Source organism: Flavobacterium cutihirudinis (assembly GCF_003385895.1).
GTDB classification, from domain to species: Bacteria; Bacteroidota; Bacteroidia; order Flavobacteriales; family Flavobacteriaceae; genus Flavobacterium; species Flavobacterium cutihirudinis.
This window is the reverse complement of record NZ_QRDQ01000008.1, coordinates 1,239,841-1,259,877: the sequence shown is the minus strand read 5'-3', so window position 1 is coordinate 1,259,877 and position 20,037 is coordinate 1,239,841. Positions and strand designations below refer to the sequence as shown.

Annotated in this window: 16 protein-coding genes and 2 tRNA genes; 2 read left to right on the top strand and 16 right to left on the bottom strand. The window is 35.0% G+C overall.

All coding sequences use genetic code 11. From position 1 onward, the window contains the following. Positions 1 to 2: 2 nt before the first annotated feature. From ruvB to BD847_RS11100, 9 genes are all read right to left on the bottom strand, one after another. Complete coding sequence (gene ruvB, locus BD847_RS11140) at positions 3 to 1,025, bottom strand: Holliday junction branch migration DNA helicase RuvB (protein ID WP_115888315.1); 1,023 nt, start codon at positions 1,023 to 1,025, stop codon at positions 3 to 5. Positions 1,026 to 1,134: 109 nt separating this feature from the next. After that, on the bottom strand, positions 1,135 to 2,937 hold the full coding sequence (locus BD847_RS11135; RefSeq protein ID WP_115888314.1) for a cytochrome c oxidase subunit I: 1,803 nt from the start codon (positions 2,935 to 2,937) through the stop codon (positions 1,135 to 1,137). 30 nt (positions 2,938 to 2,967) lie between these two features. After that, the gene (locus tag BD847_RS11130; RefSeq protein WP_115888313.1) at positions 2,968 to 4,158 is read right to left on the bottom strand and encodes a cytochrome c oxidase subunit II; all 1,191 of its coding nucleotides are present in this window, start codon (positions 4,156 to 4,158) and stop codon (positions 2,968 to 2,970) included. Positions 4,159 to 4,177: 19 nt separating this feature from the next. Further along, complete coding sequence (locus BD847_RS11125) at positions 4,178 to 5,704, bottom strand: quinol:cytochrome C oxidoreductase (protein ID WP_115888312.1); 1,527 nt, start codon at positions 5,702 to 5,704, stop codon at positions 4,178 to 4,180. Between the two features lie 27 nt (positions 5,705 to 5,731). Beyond that, positions 5,732 to 6,277 carry a c-type cytochrome gene (locus BD847_RS11120; RefSeq protein ID WP_115888311.1) on the bottom strand — a complete coding sequence of 182 codons (546 nt, stop codon included), beginning with the start codon at positions 6,275 to 6,277 and terminating at the stop codon, positions 5,732 to 5,734. 8 nt (positions 6,278 to 6,285) lie between these two features. Further along, the gene (locus BD847_RS11115) at positions 6,286 to 6,810 is read right to left on the bottom strand and encodes a DUF3341 domain-containing protein (protein ID WP_115888310.1); all 525 of its coding nucleotides are present in this window, start codon (positions 6,808 to 6,810) and stop codon (positions 6,286 to 6,288) included. Then, entirely contained in the window at positions 6,803 to 8,206 is a 1,404-nt protein-coding gene (gene nrfD, locus BD847_RS11110) for an NrfD/PsrC family molybdoenzyme membrane anchor subunit (RefSeq protein WP_008466839.1), read from the bottom strand. Before nrfD ends, BD847_RS11115 begins: the two co-directional genes overlap by 8 nt. A 34-nt stretch (positions 8,207 to 8,240) precedes the next feature. Then, positions 8,241 to 11,294, bottom strand: a complete 3,054-nt coding sequence (locus BD847_RS11105) for a TAT-variant-translocated molybdopterin oxidoreductase (protein WP_115888309.1) — start codon at positions 11,292 to 11,294, stop codon at positions 8,241 to 8,243. Between the two features lie 32 nt (positions 11,295 to 11,326). Beyond that, positions 11,327 to 12,655 carry a c-type cytochrome gene (locus BD847_RS11100; protein ID WP_115888308.1) on the bottom strand — a complete coding sequence of 443 codons (1,329 nt, stop codon included), beginning with the start codon at positions 12,653 to 12,655 and terminating at the stop codon, positions 11,327 to 11,329. A 219-nt stretch (positions 12,656 to 12,874) separates the two neighbouring features. Here BD847_RS11100 and BD847_RS11095 point away from each other — a divergent pair, with 219 nt between their 5' ends. Beyond that, entirely contained in the window at positions 12,875 to 13,264 is a 390-nt protein-coding gene (locus BD847_RS11095; RefSeq protein ID WP_115888307.1) for an SPOR domain-containing protein, read from the top strand. 96 nt (positions 13,265 to 13,360) lie between these two features. Here the strand turns inward: BD847_RS11095 and BD847_RS20975 are convergent, their stop codons facing one another. The 5 genes from BD847_RS20975 to rimP all read right to left on the bottom strand — a co-directional run bounded on the left by BD847_RS20975 (position 13,361) and on the right by rimP (position 18,662). After that, positions 13,361 to 13,525 carry a hypothetical protein gene (locus tag BD847_RS20975; RefSeq protein ID WP_244201587.1) on the bottom strand — a complete coding sequence of 55 codons (165 nt, stop codon included), beginning with the start codon at positions 13,523 to 13,525 and terminating at the stop codon, positions 13,361 to 13,363. After that, entirely contained in the window at positions 13,503 to 13,688 is a 186-nt protein-coding gene (locus BD847_RS20970; protein ID WP_244201586.1) for a DUF4920 domain-containing protein, read from the bottom strand. Before BD847_RS20970 ends, BD847_RS20975 begins: the two co-directional genes overlap by 23 nt. Before the next feature lie 312 nt (positions 13,689 to 14,000). Continuing rightward, a complete protein-coding gene (infB, locus tag BD847_RS11085) occupies positions 14,001 to 16,871 on the bottom strand; it encodes a translation initiation factor IF-2 (protein WP_115888306.1) in 2,871 nt (956 codons plus the stop codon). 59 nt (positions 16,872 to 16,930) lie between these two features. Then, the gene (gene nusA / locus BD847_RS11080; protein WP_115888305.1) at positions 16,931 to 18,184 is read right to left on the bottom strand and encodes a transcription termination factor NusA; all 1,254 of its coding nucleotides are present in this window, start codon (positions 18,182 to 18,184) and stop codon (positions 16,931 to 16,933) included. Positions 18,185 to 18,197: 13 nt separating this feature from the next. Beyond that, positions 18,198 to 18,662: a ribosome assembly cofactor RimP gene (rimP, locus tag BD847_RS11075; RefSeq protein ID WP_167443848.1), complete on the bottom strand. Its 465-nt coding sequence runs from the start codon at positions 18,660 to 18,662 to the stop codon at positions 18,198 to 18,200. Positions 18,663 to 18,836: 174 nt separating this feature from the next. Between rimP and BD847_RS11070 the strand changes: the two genes are divergently transcribed. Then, complete coding sequence (locus BD847_RS11070) at positions 18,837 to 19,661, top strand: universal stress protein (protein WP_115888303.1); 825 nt, start codon at positions 18,837 to 18,839, stop codon at positions 19,659 to 19,661. A 75-nt stretch (positions 19,662 to 19,736) separates the two neighbouring features. Here BD847_RS11070 and BD847_RS11065 read toward each other — a convergent pair. Beyond that, a tRNA-Gln gene (locus tag BD847_RS11065) sits at positions 19,737 to 19,807 on the bottom strand. Positions 19,808 to 19,917: 110 nt separating this feature from the next. Then, positions 19,918 to 19,988 (bottom strand) — tRNA-Gln (locus tag BD847_RS11060). Between the last annotated feature and the right edge of the window lie 49 nt (positions 19,989 to 20,037).

Below are 20,037 nucleotides of genomic sequence, written 5' to 3'. Positions count from 1 at the left end.
ATTTAAAACAAGCCTCCTTGAATATTCGTATTTATTTTTCCAAGATGTTTATATGCTTTATCGGTAACCTCGCGTCCACGAGGAGTACGCATAATAAATCCTTCCTGAATTAAAAACGGCTCGTAAACTTCTTCAATGGTCTCACTGCTTTCAGAAACTGCAGTTGCTAATGTTGACAATCCAACCGGGCCTCCTTTGAATTTATTAATGATAGTCAATAAAATTTTATTGTCCATTTCGTCAAGTCCATGAGCATCTACATTCAATGCTTTAAGTGCATAACGTGAAATTTCAAGATCAATTCTTCCATTACCTTTTATCTGAGCAAAATCACGTACTCTACGCAATAATGCATTTGCGATACGAGGAGTTCCTCGGCTGCGTCCAGCAATTTCAATTGCCGCTTCCAGATCGATAGGCATTTTTATAATAGAAGCACTTCTTTCAACAATTGTCGTTAAAAGTTCAGTAGTATAATATTGCAAACGAGATGAAATTCCAAAACGAGCTCTCATAGGAGCAGTCAATAGACCAGAACGTGTAGTTGCACCAATTAATGTAAACGGATTCAAATTAATCTGAACCGTTCTCGCATTAGGACCAGATTCGATCATAATATCGATTTTAAAATCCTCCATTGCCGAATATAAATATTCTTCAACAACTGGGCTTAATCGATGAATTTCATCAATGAACAAAACATCTCTTTCATCCAAATTAGTCAATAATCCGGCTAAATCACCAGGCTTGTCTAATACAGGCCCAGAAGTTATTTTGATTCCAACTTGAAGTTCATTAGCCAAGATATTAGCTAATGTAGTTTTACCAAGTCCTGGAGGCCCATGAAAAAGAGCATGATCAAGAGCTTCACCACGCTGATTTGCCGCGGCAACAAAAACTTTCAAATTTTCTAAAACTTGATCTTGTCCAGCAAAGTCATCAAATGACAGCGGACGCAATCTTCTTTCAAGATCTAATTCTTCTGGGTTATATCCTTTTGTAGTAGGATCAAGATTTTCATTCATTCTACAAAGATATAGAAACTAATTAGTTTGTAAAACAGTAAAACTGAACGTTTAAAATTTTAACTAAACAAAAAAAGACTATCATTTCTGATAGTCTTTTCTAATATTTCTAGTGGTGTAAAACTTCTTCACCTTCTTTCATTGGTACATTTTGAGGAACAAAATCTACATCATGATTTGGGTTACTATAGTCATACGGCCAACGATATACATGAGGAATTTCACCTGGCCAGTTACCGTGAATATGTTCAACTGGAGTAGTCCACTCTAAAGTTGTAGATTTCCATGGGTTTTGAACTGCTTTCTTACCGTAGAAAATACTGCTAAAGAAGTTGTATAAGAATACTAACTGGAATGCGCCTCCTACAAGAGCGAATGTTGTAATTAAAACATTCACATTTTGTAAATCATCAAATAATGGGAAGTTAGTATTTGTATAGTAACGTCTTGGTAAACCAGCTAATCCGATAAAGTGCATTGGGAAGAAAACTCCGTACGCACAAACTGCAGTAATCCAGAAGTGAATATAACCTAAATTTTTGTTTAACATTCTTCCATACATTTTAGGGAACCAGTGGTAAATTCCAGCAAACATTCCATAAAGTGCAGAGATACCCATTACTAAGTGAAAGTGAGCAATTACGAAGTAAGTATCATGAACGTTAATATCTAAAGTACTATCACCTAAAATGATTCCTGTTAAACCTCCAGTGATGAAAGTAGAAACCATTCCGATAGAAAATAACATTGCTGGGTTGAATTGTAAGTTACCTTTCCATAATGTTGTAATCCAGTTAAACGCTTTTACAGCAGATGGAATTGCAATCAATAAAGTCGTAAAGGTAAATACAGATCCTAAGAAAGGATTCATACCAGAAATAAACATGTGGTGACCCCATACAATAGTAGATAAGAATGCAATTGCAAGAACTGACATAATCATCGCTCTGTATCCAAAGATAGGTTTACGAGAGTTCGTAGCCATAATTTCAGAAACAAGTCCCATTGCAGGTAAGATTACGATGTAAACCTCAGGGTGACCTAAGAACCAGAATAAGTGCTCAAACAATACTGGAGAACCTCCTTGGTAATGTAAAACCTCTCCTGCAATATAGATATCAGATAAGAAGAATGAAGTACCAAAACTTCTATCGAAAATCAATAATAAAGCCGCAGATAATAATACTGGGAAAGAGATAACACCAATAATAGCTGTTACAAAAAATGTCCAGATTGTAAGTGGAAGTCTAGTCATAGACATTCCTTTAGTTCTTAAATTGATAACAGTTACAATGTAGTTTAATGATCCCATTAAAGAAGATGCAATAAAGATAGCCATCGAAACTAACCATAAAGTCATACCTGTACCAGATCCTGGAATTGCTTGTGGCAAAGCACTTAATGGTGGGTAGATTGTCCAACCTGCAGAAGCTGGTCCAGCTTCAACAAATAAAGAACATAACATTACTACAGCAGATAAAAAGAACAACCAGTATGAAATCATATTCATAAATCCAGAAGCCATATCTCTTGCTCCAATCTGAAGTGGAATAAGTAAGTTACTAAAAGTACCACTTAAACCAGCTGTTAATACAAAGAATACCATGATGGTACCGTGAATCGTAACTAAAGCCAGATAAATATCATTTGCCATTACACCATCAGGTGCAAATTTGTCTCCTAATAAAACATTAAAGATTTTGAAAGACTCTTCTGGCCAAGCCAATTGCATTCTGAAAAGCAAAGACATAGCGATACCAATAATCCCCATGATAATACCCGTAATCAAGTATTGCTTAGCGATCATTTTGTGATCAATACTAAAGATATATTTAGTAATGAATGTGTCTTTATGATGATGTTCGTGCTCGTGATCGTGTCCGTGATCGTGACCGTGCGCTTCTGCTGACATATATGTGTACTTTAAATTTTCTTAATAATATTATTTAATCGCAACTTTAGCTACAGTTGCTTTTACAGTGTCAATAACCGCTTTTACAGTATCAATTACTTTTGCAGTTGAATCTGTTGTTGGAGCAGCTCCTTCAGCTGGTTTCTCAGCAGCTTTTGCAGCTTTAATATCCTGAGCTAAAGTAGTTTTTTCACTTAACCATTTTTTGTAATCTTCAGGAGTATCAACAACAACTTTCATTTGCATGTTGTAGTGAGAAGCTCCACAAATTTTATTACATAATAATAAATAATCAAATGTATAAGGATCCAATGCTGTTCCTCCTTTTGCAACTAATTCAGTACTTTTTTCAGCTCTAAGTTTGTTGATATTTGCAACTTTCTCAACCATGAAAGGTAACTCTCTGTATTCAGCAGTAGTATAAGTAGGTACAAAAGCAAATTCAGTAACCATACCAGGAACACAGTTCATTTGTGCTCTAAAGTGAGGAAAGTAAGCAGAGTGCAATACGTCTTGAGAACGCATTTTAAAGTGAACTTTTTTTCCTTTTGGAATATGCAATTCAGTAACAACAATATCATCTTGTGCATTAGGATCAGACATATCAACACCTAAAGTATTAACACCTTCAATTAAACGAACGTTTGCTTTTCCTAATACATTATCCTGACCTGCATATCTTGCAGTCCATTTAAATTGCTGAGCATATAATTCAATTTCAACAACATCTTCATCTTTATCCACAAACATGATGTTGTTCCAAGCATACAATCCGTAAAGAATCAAACAAGCCAAAACTACAGAAGGAATAATACTCCAAATTGCCTCTAATTTATTACTATCAGCAAAAAATAATGCTTTTCTATCTTTATGTCCTCTATTTTTAAAAGAAAACCAATATAATAAACCTTGAGTAATGAACTGAACTACAAAAATTAAAACCCAAGTAATATTCATTAAATTATCTACTAAAAGACCGTGCTCTGAAGCAGGAGTATGAAGTACCAAGCCTCCCCATTTTAGTAAACCATAAATTGTAAATATATATATGAATGCCAAGAAGCCAAACATAACATATCCCTGAACATTATTATCATTATCTGATGCAACCTGCGAATCGTCCGAAGAAGCTCCTACCTGAGTAAGATCAAATATCTTGGTCAACTGCCATAACGCAACTGCTAATAAAACTAAAACTATAATTACCAACAAACTTGTCATCTGTTTACTTCTTTAAATATTAATAATGAAAATGTTTACTTTCTTCAATGAAAGGATTTCTTTTTGCCAACAAAGGAGCCTTAGTTAATGCAGTAAATACAACAAAAATAAACAATCCTAAGAAGAAAAGAATAGATGCAATTTCTGGAACACCAATAAACCATTGATCACCAACTGTACCAGGCATAATCATATTAAAGAAATCAACATAATGACCTAGTAAGATCACAATACCTGCCATTACAATTACCCAATTAAGACGTTTAAAGTCTGTATTGATCAATATTAATAATGGGAATACAAAATTCATAACAACAGCTCCAAAGAATGGTAAGTTATACAACTGAATTCTTGTTACAAAATAAGTAACCTCTTCAGGAATATTAGCATACCAAATCAACATAAACTGAGAGAACCATAAATAAGTCCAGAAAACACTAATACCAAACATAAATTTAGCTAAATCGTGTATATGGCTTGTATTTACGTATTCTAAATATCCTTTAGATTTCAAATAAATTGTCACCAATGCGATTGACGTAATACCACTTACAAAGAAAGAAGCAAAAACATACCATCCAAATAATGTACTAAACCAATGTGGATCGAATGACATAATCCAGTCCCAAGACATAATAGACTCAGAAACAATGAAGAAAACTAAGAATCCAGCAGATATTTTAAAGTTCTTTTTATAGTACAAATCGTCATTCGCTTCATCCTGAGCTAAACAATTTTTAGCAGAATAGTGACGGTACAAGTTCCATCCTAATAAGAAGATGAAAGCTCTAGCAATCCAAAATGGAAAGTTTAAATAACCAGATTTACCAGCAATAATAGCATCGTAGTTTGCATGTGAAGGATCAGTAACACCCTCTCCTAACCATACAAAAATATGGTTAAAATGTAAACCGCATAAAACTAAAATTATAAAGAAAATAATAGAACCAGCTGGTAAGTAAGCTGTAATTCCTTGCATAACTCTAAATAAAACCGGAGACCAACCTGCCTGAGCAACTTGTTGAATAGCATAAAATGCTAAAACCCCCATAGAAAGCAGTAAAAAGAAAATACAAGCAACATATAATGCTGACCATGGTTTGTTTTGTAATTGGTGTAAAACGTGTTTAGCATGAGCTTTAGGATCATGCCCTTCATGTGAAACTTCAGCATGTTTCTCATTTTTTACTTCATCTTTTACAGCTGGAGCATGAGCTTCTTCAGATTTAGCTTCAGGAGCTATAACTGAATCTTTACTTGAAACAACTGAATCTTTATTTACAGCAACTTCAGCAGATGCAGCTGCAGCTTCTTCATGATGAACAGCTTCAGATTCTACGTGATGAGTTGCTTCAGCAGCAGCTTCATGATGTGCAGCTGCAGCCTCACCATGTCCTCCACCGTGCTCAGATGCCTCTTTTGCAAGAAGAGCTTCTACCTCTTCAATATTTTTAGGAGCTTTTAAAAAACCATATCCAATCCCTAATATACCAACGGCCATTAGAATGAAAGAAAATGTTTTTAATTTACTTGAAAATGTGTACATATCTATTACGATCAGTTTGTTCAACAATTATAATTGGCTTTTTAGTTTTAGAACATAGTCAGCAACTAACCAACGTTCATGGGCACTTAATTGATTTGCGTGTGAACCCATTGCATTTAAACCATAAGTTTCAACATGAAAGATACTTCCTTCAGTAATTACTCTGTCTTTATAGCTAGGTACTCCAAGAAATTTTTCTCTCTCAACCAATTTACCTTTTCCATTTCCAGCCGCACCATGGCAACTGATACAATAAATTTCGAAAAGTTCTTTTCCTTTTCCAGAATTTCTATCTGCTTCAGTCAAAGGCGATTTTAAATTAGCTTTTGCTAATTCATAACCTGCAGTCGAATTTTCATATTCATAAGGTTCAAAACCTCTATTAATAGTTCCTTCAACAGGAAGTTGACCCTCTTTTCCTCCTTTAAATACTTTTGCTTCTGCATAAGGCTCATAACCTACAGATTCATACATATTTGGAAAGTACTGATAGTTTGGTGCCGAATTATTGTGGCAAGAAGAAACTAAAATAGTTATACCAACTAAAAGTGTTATTTTATATATCCTTTTCATAGCTACAATTAATTCTTTTCAATTACTTTAACTTCAACAGCTCCTGTACCTTCGAAAAAAGAAACCAATTCAGCTTCATTATCGCTTACAGCAACTTCCATTAAGAAATGGTCATCTGTTGTTCTTACATCAGGATTCTCAGCCTGCTTAAATGGCCATAATCTACTTCTCATATAAAAAGTGATTACCATTAAGTGAGCAGCAAAAAATACTGTCATCTCAAACATAATAGGCACAAAAGAAGGCATATTTTGAATGAAACTAAAACTTGGTTTACCTCCAATATCCTGTGGCCAATCATGAATCATGATATAGCTCATCATAAATGTTGCTACAGAAATACCAACACATCCATAAAGGAACGCACAAATTGCTAATCTTGTTGGTGCTAAACCCATAGCTTTATCCAATCCGTGAACTGGGAATGGAGTAAAAACCTCTTCAATATGATGATGAGCAGCTCTTGTTTTCTTTACTGCATCCATCAAAATATCATCGTCATTATAAATGGCGTATATTACTTTATTACTCATGATGTGAATCTTTACTATTTGCTCTTTCTCTAATGTAATTATCTCCTGTTCCTTTCAAAATTGTTTTTACCTCTGCCTGAGCAATTACAGGGAATGTTCTAGAGTATAATAAAAACAATACGAAGAAGAAACCAATTGTTCCAATGAAAATTCCAATATCAACAAATGTTGGTGAAAACATTGTCCAAGAAGATGGAAGGTAATCTCTATGTAAAGAAGTAACAATAATTACAAATCTTTCAAACCACATTCCGATGTTTACAACAATCGAAATGATGAATGAGAACATGATACTTGTTCTAAGTTTTTTAAACCACATAAATTGTGGAGAGAAAACATTACAAGTCATCATTGACCAATATGCCCACCAGTAAGGTCCAGTAGCTCTGTTTAAGAACGCATATTGCTCATACTCTACACCTGAATACCAAGCTACAAATAACTCAGTAATGTAAGCCACACCAACGATAGAACCAGTGATCATAATAATAATGTTCATTAATTCGATATGTTGCAATGTAATATACGCTTCAAGGTTAGAAACTTTTCTCATAACGATCAACAATGTATTTACCATCGCAAATCCTGAGAATACTGCTCCAGCAACGAAGTATGGAGGGAAAATTGTTGTATGCCATCCTGGGATTACAGAAGTAGCAAAGTCCATCGATACAATCGTGTGAACAGAAAGTACAAGAGGAGTAGCTAAACCAGCTAATACTAATGAAACTTCTTCAAAACGTTGCCAGTCTTTTGCTCTACCACTCCATCCAAAACTTAAGATAGAATAAACTCTTTTGTTAAACGGCGTTATAGCTCTATCACGTAGCATTGCAAAATCAGGTAATAAACCAGTCCACCAGAAAACTAATGATACTGAAAGATAAGTTGAAATTGCGAATACGTCCCAAAGTAATGGTGAGTTAAAGTTTACCCATAATGAACCAAATTGGTTTGGAATAGGTAAAACCCAGTATGCTAACCATGGGCGACCCATGTGAATAATTGGAAATAAACCTGCTTGAACTACTGAGAAGATAGTCATTGCTTCTGCAGAACGGTTAATAGCCATTCTCCAACGTTGACGGAAAAGTAATAATACCGCAGAAATTAATGTTCCGGCGTGACCAATACCAACCCACCAAACGAAGTTAGTAATATCCCAAGCCCAACCAACTGTTTTATTTAATCCCCATGTTCCAATTCCGGTAGATACAGTGTAAATTATACAACCTAACCCCCAAAGGAAGGCTATTAATGCGATTGAAAATACAATCCACCATTGTTTATTTGCAGGACCTTCAACAGGTGCTGCCACATCTACAGTTACATCGTGATAAGATTTATCACCTATAACTAAAGGTTTTCTAATGGGTGCTTCGTAGTGAGACGACATAATCCTTTATATGTTTCTTAATTAATAATTTATTCTAAGTATTTCTAACTTTAACATGGTAAACCACATTAGGTTTTGTTCCAACATGCTCCAATAAATGGTATGATCTATCATCAGCAGCTAATTTAGCAACTTTACTTTCAGCATCATTAACATCACCAAATATCATCGCTCCAGAAGAACAAGCATTTGAACATGCTGTTTGGAATTCTCCATCAGCAACCGGACGACCTTCATTTTTAGCTTTCAATTTAGTCGCCTGTGTCATTTGAATACACATAGAACATTTTTCCATAACTCCACGAGAACGAACGTTTACGTCAGGATTTAAAACCATACGACCTAAATCATCATTCATGTGATAATCGAATTCACTGTTTTTGTTGTACAAGAACCAGTTGAAACGACGAACTTTATACGGACAGTTATTTGCACAGTAACGAGTACCAACACATCTGTTGTAAGCCATGTGGTTTTGACCTTCACGACCGTGAGATGTTGCAGCTACAGGACAAACTGTTTCACAAGGTGCGTGATTACAGTGTTGACACATAACTGGCTGGAATGCTACTTGCGGATTGTCTCCAGGTTTTTCCATTTCATTGAATGTAGACAATGAACTAGATAATCCTGCAATTCCTTCTTTTCTTTCATTATCTCCTTCGAAAGTACTTTCAGAAGAATAATATCTATCGATACGCAACCAGTGCATATCACGACTTCTTCTTACTTCAGCTTTACCTACAACAGGAACGTTGTTTTCAGCGTGGCAAGCAATAACACATGCTCCACAACCTGTACAAGCGTTTAAGTCAATTGAAAGATTAAAATGATGTCCAGTAGAACGATCAAATGATTCCCATAAATCAACTGTTGTAGCTTCAACCTCTTGGTGATCTAAAGATACCATTGGTTTTTCGTTCCAATGCTCAGCATCTTTAGTATTGAATATCTCTAAAGTAGTTTCTTTAATGATATCACCTCTACCCATTAATGTTTTTTGCCCTTGAACACAAGCAAACTCATGTACTCCACTAGCTTTCGCTAAAGAAACAGACTGAACATTATTAAAGTTTTTATATAAAGCGTAAGCATTTAAACCTACTTGCATTTCTTCTTTTAAAGATGCTTTACGACCATATCCAACAGCTAAACCAATAGTTCCAACTGCTTGTCCAGGCTGAACAATAACTGGAACATTCTCCAATTTAACACCATCGGCAGTAGTAATAGTAGCATAACTACCATTCAAACCTCCATTAGCTACAATTTCATTTGACAAACCTAATTTCGTAGCGTCAGCATTTGAAACGGTAACGTAGTTATCCCAAGAAACTCTTGTGATTGGATCCGGAAACTCCTGCAACCAAGGGTTGTTTGCATGTTGTCCGTCTCCCATACCAGTTTTAGTGTATAATACTAGTTCAAAATCTCCTGCAGGTTTTGATTTTGACAATGCACTTGCAGCACCAGCATAATCAAAAGATCCACCAGACAAAGCTGCAGAACCAGCTACAAAAACTCCATCATGTAAAACTTTATTCCAAGAAGTACCAGTAATAATACCAGCAGAATTTGCTTTTAAATAATCGTAGAAACTTCCACCAACACCATTTAAAGACAATAAAACATCTTGAAATTGTTTTGTATTGAATATAGGACGGATAGTTGGTTGCGTTAAGCTATAAGTTCCTTTAGTAATTACTACATCTCCCCAAGACTCTAAATAGTGAGGTGCTGGAGCAGCAATTGTAACAACAGAAGCAGTTTCATCTTCTTTCAAAGAAAAAGCAACTGATGTTTTTACTTTTTTCAATCCAGATTCAAAAGAAGCTGAATCAGCTAAAGTGTAAACAGGATTAATTCCACTCATGATCAAAGTATGAACACTTCCAGCATTCATATCTTTTACTAATTGAGCTACAGCAGCATTAGAACCTTTTCTAATTTGTCTAGTACCAGCAGTACTAAATGATTCGCTAGCTAACGCTTGATTAATAGCCAAAACTAATAATTGAGCATTTTTATCTTCAATTCCAGATACTAAAACCCCTTTAGAACCAGCAGCTTTCAATTGCTGAGCAGCTTTAACAACTTCAGCTTTAAACTTAGCATCTAAATTAACCGGGATAGAAGCACCTACAATAATATTATAAATTTGAACTAAAGCCTGTTTTTGATCAGCAGTAGTCATTGGAACACGCTTATCAGCAGCAGCTCCAGATAATGTCATATTTGATTCAAACTGAAAATGACGAGACATTTTTCCATTTTGAGGAATACGTCCTTTTGCATATCCAGAATCATATCCACCACCTTGCCAGTCTCCTAAGAAATCAGCTCCAACAGATACAATTAGAGAAGCTTTTGAGAAATCATAATCTACTAAAGCTCTTTCTCCATAAACTGCTTCAAATGCATCTAATGCTTCAGATGAAGAAACTGCATCATAAACAACATGTTTTGCAGTTGGATTTTTAGCAATAAATTCAGCAATTAACTTTTCAGTTGTTGGACTTGCCAATGTATTGGTTAACAAAACCACTTGTCCTCCTTTTGCTTTAGCATCAGCAAGACTTGATTTAATTTTTAAATCAACAGCAGACCAGCTACTGTTTTTACCATCCAATTTAGGCTCTTTCAAACGGCTACTATCATACAATCCTAAGATCGAAGCATGAACTCTAGCATTCGCTGAAAATTTAGCACCAGCAATAGTATTATTTTCTACTTTAATTGGACGACCCTCACGAGTTTTCACCAAAAGATTAGCAAAATCAAAACCATCAAAAATAGTAGTCGCATAGTAATCAGCAACTCCAGGGATGATTTGCTCTGGTTGTAAAACATAAGGAATAGACTTGTGCACAGGACCTTCGCAGGCAGCAAGCGTTACCGCTGCAGTACTAAACCCTACGTACTTTAAAAAGTCACGACGTGAAGTTCCTGATGAAGCTAAAGCCTCAGCATTTCCTAAGAATTCATCAGTAGGAATTTCTTCAACAAATTCGTTATTTCTAAGCGCCTCAACAATAGAACTATTTTCTAGTTCTTCAACACTTTTCCAGTATTTTTTGTTTGATGACATTGTATATAAATATTAAAATCTTAATAATTCGATTAATAGTGGCATTTACCGCATTCTAAACCTCCCATTTGCGCTGCAGTTAATTTCTCTACACCGTATTTTTTAGAAAGCTCAGCATGAATTTTATCATAATATGCATTTCCTTCCATCTTAACATCAGTTTTTCTATGGCAATCAACACACCATCCCATTGTTAATTTAGAGTATTGCTTCATGATTTCAAATTCCTGTACCGGACCGTGACAAGTTTGACATTCAACTCCCGCAACATTAACGTGTTGTGAGTGGTTAAAGTAAACAAAATCAGGCAAATTATGAATACGAACCCATTTTACAGGTTGAGTTTTTCCTGTATAAGCTTGTTTAGTTTTATCCCAACCAACAGCATCGTATAATTTTTGAATTTGAGCATCGTAGAATGCTTTGCTGTACTCAGCAGTAGCAGTAGTCTCAGCAACTTCAGAAATGTTTTTATGACAGTTCATACAAACATTCAAAGAAGGAATACCAGCTGTTTTACTTACACGAGCAGCAGAGTGACAATATTTACAATTGATCTCGTTATCTCCAGCGTGAATTTTGTGAGAATAGTGGATTGGCTGAATTGGCTCATAATTTTGATCCACACCTACCTGCATTAAATATCCGTACACAAAATAACCACTAGCTAATAATAAGAAGATAGAAGTAACAAGTACTAAGAATTGATTTTTAGCAAAAGCTTTCCAGATAGGAGTTCTTCCTTCTTTAGGAGCAACCTCAATTCCATTATTACTAGCAACTTTAGTTAAAACCTTGTTCACCATAAACAACATTACAACCAAAATAGCCATTACAAGAGCAAGAGCCCCTAAAATAACATTATTCGAAATTCCGCCGCCTTCAACTTTTCCACCTGGAGGAACAGTTCCAGGAGTCGTAGCAACTTCAGCTTTTTTCTCAGAAGTATAAGCTATAATATTATCAATATCACCCTCAGATAATTGAGGAAAAGAAGTCATTACTGCTTTGTTGTTTTCTTCAAAAAGTTTAACAGCAGTAGCATCCCCTGACTTAATCATGTCAGAACTATTGTGCACCCACTTGTAAATCCAAGCCATATCATGCTTATCAGCAACTCCTCGAAGAGCTGGACCAGTTGATTTAGCGTCTAATTTGTGACATGCAGCGCAATTTGCATTAAAAAGTTCTTTCCCTTTTACCGGATCACCACCAGATGTAGCAGCTGGAGCAGCAGCTTCAGGTGCCGCAGGAGCTGCAGCAGGATCTTGAGCAAATGAAGTTAGGGAGAAAATTAGCGTTAGCGATAAACTAAGCAGCAATTTTCTTGAGATCGAATTATGGTTACCCACCTTTTTCATATAGTATAATAATTATCTACTAATTTTTGGTATGATTTTTTCTGTAGTAAATCAGACAAAAATCAATACCTTCTTTTAAAACTTGCACAAAAATACGACTTATGTGTTATTCTCAAAACCTTAAAATAGTCTTAAATATCAATTTATATCAATTCTAAATAATATTAAAATTTTCCATACAAACTTTAAATACTATTTTTGCATAAAAACCATCACATTATGAGAATTTTAACCCCTTCAAAAAGAGTTTTCTTAACATTTACAACGTTTGCATTAGCATATAATATTCATGCACAGGATCAAAATTTAACACTGACCCAAGACGCTAAATTTGAGCAATTACTCAATGACAAGCGCAAAATTAACACATCAATAAGTACAAACGACACATACCGAATTCAGATTTTTAGCGGCAAAAGCGAAGAAGCAAAAAAAACATTATCTGATTTCAAAAGAGAGTTCTCTTCTCTTGACGGCACAATAATTTTCAACACTCCAAATTACAAAGTTATTGTTGGGAATTTCAAAACCAGAATTGAAGCAGAAAGAAATCTTGCCGATATAAAGAAAAGATACAAAAGTGTTTTTTTACTTAAACCAGGTAAGTAAAACACTTTAAAAATACAATCAAAAAAAGCGAGATCTAATCTCGCTTTTTTTTGTTACAATATTAAAAAATCCTAATGCTATAAATACGTATTTTTCTCAGACTATTTTTACCGCTTTAATTCCGTTTGCTAGAAAACTATTTTCTTCTTTTGAAGAAGTAATTACATCAATTTCATCTTGTGTTTTCTTTGCATATTTAGCATAATCTTTTAGCTCCTCAACGGAAGTGATTTTTCTCTCAGCATCCCTCCAAAACAACATTTTTTTCTATTAATGTAGTAGGAACAAAAAATGCATAATCCTTCATCTTGACAAAGAAAGAAGAACCATTTTCTGTCTTTATAATGACCCAGCATCCTCTCTTTTTACAAACATTTTCAGCTATTCCCTTTACAACAACATTCTCTATTTTTTTTTTGACCATTTAACCCTGCTTCCAATTTTTGAGCAGAAATTGCAACATTAACAGAAACATCTACCCCATAATAATCCCCAACTAAAACACTACCTATTGGTGGTAATTTTCCCTCTACTACTTCTTATCCTAAAGAAATACCAGAAACCCCAACCAAAAAACAACAGAAAATACTAATCGTTTAACAAACAATCAATTCTAATCAAAAATAACCCCATTTCGTCTAAATAAATAAAAATACAATTATCAAATTCGGCCGTAAATTTAGAGCAAAAAAAAAGTTCCAATTTTCATTGGAACTTTTTGAATTTATATTGAAAATTATTTCAATTTCTTTTTGATTGCAACCTCATGGTATGCTTCAATAACATCTCTTTCTTCGATGTCATTAAATCCTTTAATCTGAATACCACAATCGTATCCTTTAGTTACTTCTTTAACATCATCTTTGAATCGTTTTAAAGCAACCAATTCTCCTGTATGAACAACTACGCCATCTCTAATAACTCTAATTTTAGAAGTTCTCAAGATCTTACCATCAGTAACCATACAACCTGCGATTGAACCAACTTTAGAAATTTTGAAAATCTCACGAATTTCAGCTGTTCCTAAAACTTCTTCTTTCATTTCAGGAGCTAACATTCCTTCCATCGCATCTTTCAAGTCGTCGATTGCCGCATAAATAATAGAGTAGTAACGGATATCGATTTCCTCTTTATCTGCAAGCTGTCTAGCATTTCCTGCAGGACGAACGTTAAATCCGATAATAATCGCATCTGATGCAGAAGCTAAATTAACATCGGTTTCTGTAATCGCACCAACTCCTTTATGAATAATATTAATCTGAACTTCTTCAGTAGAAAGTTTAGAGAATGAATCTGATAACGCTTCAACAGATCCATCAACGTCTCCTTTAAGAATTACATTCAATTCTTTAAACTGACCAAGAGCAATACGACGTCCAATTTCGTCAAGTGTAATATGACGTTGTGTACGTACTGATTGTTCACGCATTAACTGAGAACGCTTAGATGCAATTTGTTTTGCCTCTTTTTCATCTTCGAACACATTGAACTTATCACCCGCAGTAGCCGCACCATCTAAACCTAAAACTGACACCGGAGTTGAAGGTCCTGCTTCTAAAACAGTATGTCCTCTTTCATCATGCATCGCTTTAACTTTTCCATGGTGTTTTCCAGCCAACATATAATCTCCAATTTTCAAGGTACCTTGTTGTACCAAAATTGTAGAAACATATCCTTTTCCTTTATCTAAGAAAGCCTCAACTACAGTTCCCTGAGCTGCTTTATTAGGGTTTGCTTTCAAATCTAAAATTTCAGCTTCTAATAAAACTTTCTCCAATAATTCTTTCACACCCAAACCTGTTTTTGCAGAAATATCATGCGACTGAATTTTACCACCCCAATCTTCAACAAGTAAATTCATACCTGCTAATCTTTCTTTAATCTTATCAGGATTAGCATTTGGCTTATCAACTTTATTGATTGCAAATATAATTGGCACTCCAGCAGCCTGAGCATGACTGATTGCCTCTTTTGTTTGTGGCATGATATCATCATCGGCCGCGATCACAATAATCGCAATATCCGTAACCTGAGCTCCACGCGCACGCATCGCTGTAAACGCCTCGTGACCCGGAGTATCTAAAAATGCTATTTTTTGACCATTATCTAAAGTTACTCCATATGCTCCAATGTGCTGTGTAATACCTCCAGACTCACCAGCGATAACATTTTCTTTACGGATATAATCCAGTAAAGATGTTTTACCGTGGTCAACGTGACCCATTACCGTAACAATTGGCGCTCTTGTAACTAAATCTTCTTCTCTATCTTCAACTACAGTGATAGCTTCTTCGATATCAACAGTAATAAATTCAACTTCGTAACCAAATTCATCTGCTACAATAGTCAATGTTTCAGCATCTAAACGCTGATTCATTGTTACCATGATTCCAAGAGACATACAAGTTCCAATTACTTTAGTAATCGGCACATCCATCATGATAGCAATTTCACCTACAGTAACGAATTCCGTAACTTTAATCGTTTTACTTCCTTCATCAAGAGCTCTTTGCTCATCGTCAGATTTCTGACGGTGCGTTTCTCTTTTATCTCTTCTGTATTTAGCAGCTTTAGATTTACCACCTTTACCCTGAAGTTTTTCAAGAGTTTCTCTAATCTGATTTTTTACTTCTTCTTCAGTCGGCTCTACTTTTGCAACAATCGCAGGACGGTTTCCTTTTACAAAACCAGGTCTTGCATTTCTGTTAGCATTAAAACCTCCACCTGAATTAGGTGTAATTTTATTAGGATTAGGTGTTCCTGGCGCATTACCTGTTGCAGGTTTTGGCGCACCCGGAGTTCCCGGTTTTGGAGCAATTCTTTTACGCTTATTCTTATTAGCGTTATTTCCTACTCCAGGAGCTCCCGGCTTATTAGGAGTAATTTTCGGATCCTCTTTCTTTTTCTTAGGCTTATTGAATTGAGACAAATCAATTGTCTGCCCAGTAAGAGTAGTTCCAGATAATTTTTGATATTGAGTAGTGATAGTCTCCTCAGAAGTTGTTGGATCAGTTGAAACAACCGGTTCCTGAGCAACTTTTGGAGCTTCAGCTTTTACTTCTTTTTTCTCTGTAATAATTGGCTTTTCTACCTTTTTCTCTTCAGAAACAACTGGAGCCACAGGCTCTGGTTTCACAATTTCTTTTTGAACAGGTTTTTCTGGCTGAACAGGAGCAACAACAGCTTTTGGTTCTTCAACTTTAGCCGGCTCCTCAGGAGTAGAAACAATTGCAGGTTTCTTTGGGTTTAAATCTATTTTACCAACTTGAACAGGACCAGTTACAACCGCTCTCGCTTTTATAATTTCCTGCTGTTTTTGGCGCTCCTCGTCTTGTCTGCGTTTGTCTTCAATTTCTTTCTCACGTTCAACACGTAATGCTTCTTTTTCTTTTCTTTTCTCTTCCCCTACCTCTTTAGAAGCTTCCTTATTCCCCTTATCGCCCGCAAATTGGCTTTGTAGGATATTAAATTCGCTATCAGAAATTTTCGCATTAGGATTTGCATCAATAGCAATTCCCTTATCTTTTAGATAATCAACAGCTCTTTCTAACGAAATATTTAATTCCCTTAAAACCTTGTTTATTCTTATTACTCTCTCTTCAGACATATAACCTTTTTATTATTACCTTTTTCGTTGTGTTGTTAGAGCAGATATTCAGCTATATTCTAGCTATCAAACTCTTCTTTTAGTATTTTCATAACGTCTAGAATTGTTTCCTCTTCCAAATCCGTTCTTCTTACTAAATCTTCTACGTCGTGTTTCAAAATACTTTTAGCAGTATCCAAACCTATTTTTGCAAACTCTTCTATAACCCATTCTTCGATTTCATCTGAAAACTCTGTTAATTCAACATCATCTTCATCTGCAACCGTACCAGCCACATCTCCTTCACGGATAACATCCAATTCATAACCTGTCAACTGACCTGCTAATTTAATGTTATGACCTCCTCTACCAATTGCTTTAGAAACTTCTTCTAATTTCAAGAAAACTTCAGCTCTTTTATTCTCTTCATCAATTTTAATAGAAGAAACTTTTGCAGGGCTTAGAGCTCTAGTGATAAACAATTGAATATTATTTGTGTAGTTGATTACGTCGATATTTTCGTTTCCTAATTCACGAACAATTCCATGAATACGAGAACCTTTCATACCAACACAAGCTCCAACAGGGTCAATTCTATCATCGTAAGAATCTACCGCTACTTTTGCTTTTTCACCTGGGATACGAACTACATTTTTAACTGTAATTAATCCGTCGAATACTTCCGGAATTTCTTGCTCAAACAATTTCTCTAAAAACTTCTCAGAAGTTCTAGACATAATAATTTGAGGCTTATTTCCTTTCAATTCAACACTTTCAATAATTCCACGAACATTATCTCCTTTACGGAAAAAGTCAGATGGAATTTGTTTTTCTTTTGGAAGTACAATTTCATTTCCTTCGTCATCCACCAAGATAACAACTCTTGGACGCACGTGGTGCACTTCTGCAGTATATATATCACCGATAATATCTTTAAATTGTTTGTAAAGATTCGTATTATCGTGTTCGTGAATTTTAGATATTAAGTTTTGACGCAAAGCTAAAATAGCTCTTCTTCCTAAATCAATCAATTTAACTTCTTCAGAAACTTCTTCACCAATTTCAAAATCCGCTTCAATCAATCTTGCTTCAGTCAAGGTAATTTCTTCGTTCTCAAAATCAAGATCTTCGTCAGCAACGATCACTCTTCTTCTCCATATCTCCATATCTCCTTTATCAGGATTTATAATAATGTCAAAGTTATCATCAGAACCGTATTTTTTCTTCAATGCATTTCTAAACACGTCCTCCAAAATTGCCATAAGCGTTACACGATCAATAAGTTTATTATCTTTAAACTCTGAGAATGAATCGATTAATGCTAAATTTTCCATGCGAATTCTTTAATTAAAATGTTACTGTAACAATTGCCTCTTTAATTTCTGTATAAGGTATTTGTTGCTCTTTTTGAACTGTTTCTTTTCCTTTTCCTACTTTTTTCGGTTCTCTTGCTTCCCAAGACAAAATTATAAAAACATCGTTAGCTTCTACCAATTCTGCTTCAATTTTTTCAGTATTTGTAGTAACAATCAACGTTCTACCAATATTTTTCTTGTATTGCCTTATCATTTTCAACGGCGAACCTACTCCAACCGAAGCAACTTCAAGCGAAAAATCCTGCTCTTCACGGTCAAGATTATTCTCAATAGCACGGCTAATATCAATACAATCCTGCAATGCCACACCATTATCTCCGTCTAAACCAACACTAATCTTATAAGAATCTGAAACCGCTAAATCAATCAGAAAGATCGATGGCTTTTCCAGAAGAGCTTCTTCAATTAATCCGTTTACTTTTTCTTTAAATGTCATAATTTTATAAAAAGAGGGGACACTTAGTCCCCTCATTATTTAGATTTTAATAAATAACGGTGCAAATATAGTGATTTTTTTATAAACCAAATAAATAGATTGCTCTAAAAATATTTCTTATCTTTATATAGCATTAAAATAATAGATTATTCAAATAATTTAACCCAAAAAATTATGAAACGAATTCTAGTACCTACTGACTTCTCAGAACACGCAGAAGACGCTCTAAAAGTTGCTGCGCAAATTGCTAAAAAAAATGATTCCGAAATTATCATTTTACACATGCTTGAACTTCCAAACCAAACAAACGATGCTATTTTGGGTGGCGCAAGCATTCCTGAAACAATGCTTTTCATGAAAAAAGCAAACGAAATGTTAGACCAAGTATCTTCAAAACCCTATTTAGACGGAATTTCAGTGACCGAAATTGTAAAAATGGACAAACCAATACACGGAATTACACAAGTAAGCACTGACTACGAGGTCGATTTAATCATTATGGGCTCACATGGCTCTTCAGGCATAGAAGAATTATTAATTGGCTCCAATACTGAAAAAGTAGTACGCAATTCTGAAATTCCCGTTTTAGTCATTAAAAAAGAAATCCCAAATTTTAATGCAGCCAATATTGTCTTCGCTTCTGATTTTTCAGAAGAAACGAAAAAACCATTTGAAAAACTATTAAACTTCACCCGTTTTTTTGATTCAAAAATCCATCTTGTCACTATTTGCACACCAAACAGTTTCAAACCAACACATGTTGCCGAAAAAGCGATGAAGAATTTCATAACGACATTCAACCTTACAAATTATACTACACAAATTTACAATGACACCAATATAGAAAAAGGAATTCTGAATTTCTCCAATAGTATAAATGCCGATACAATTGGAATGTGCACACACGGAAGAACTGGTTTCGCACACTTTTTTAACGGAAGCATCAGTGAAGGACTCGTAAATCACTCTATTAAACCTGTTATCACTTTCAAAATATAAGTAAAACCTCCGTATCTAATACCTGACTTAAATATGACGCATAAAAAAAAGCTCCTCAATTGAGGAGCTTTTATGTTGGTCTACTAGGACTCGAACCTAGAAAGACGGCACCAAAAACCGTAGTGTTACCATTACACCATAGACCAGCAGTGCGGTTAAGCGGGTGCAAAATTAGAACTTTATTTTATTTATCCAAATTTTAAATAAAACTTTTTTACATAAAAAAAAGCCTCTCATTTCTGAGAGGCTTTTTATGTTGGTCTACTAGGACTCGAACCTAGAAAGACGGCACCAAAAACCGTAGTGTTACCATTACACCATAGACCAGCAGTGCGATTAAGCGAGTGCAAATTTAAGGTTTTATTTAGTTTGCACA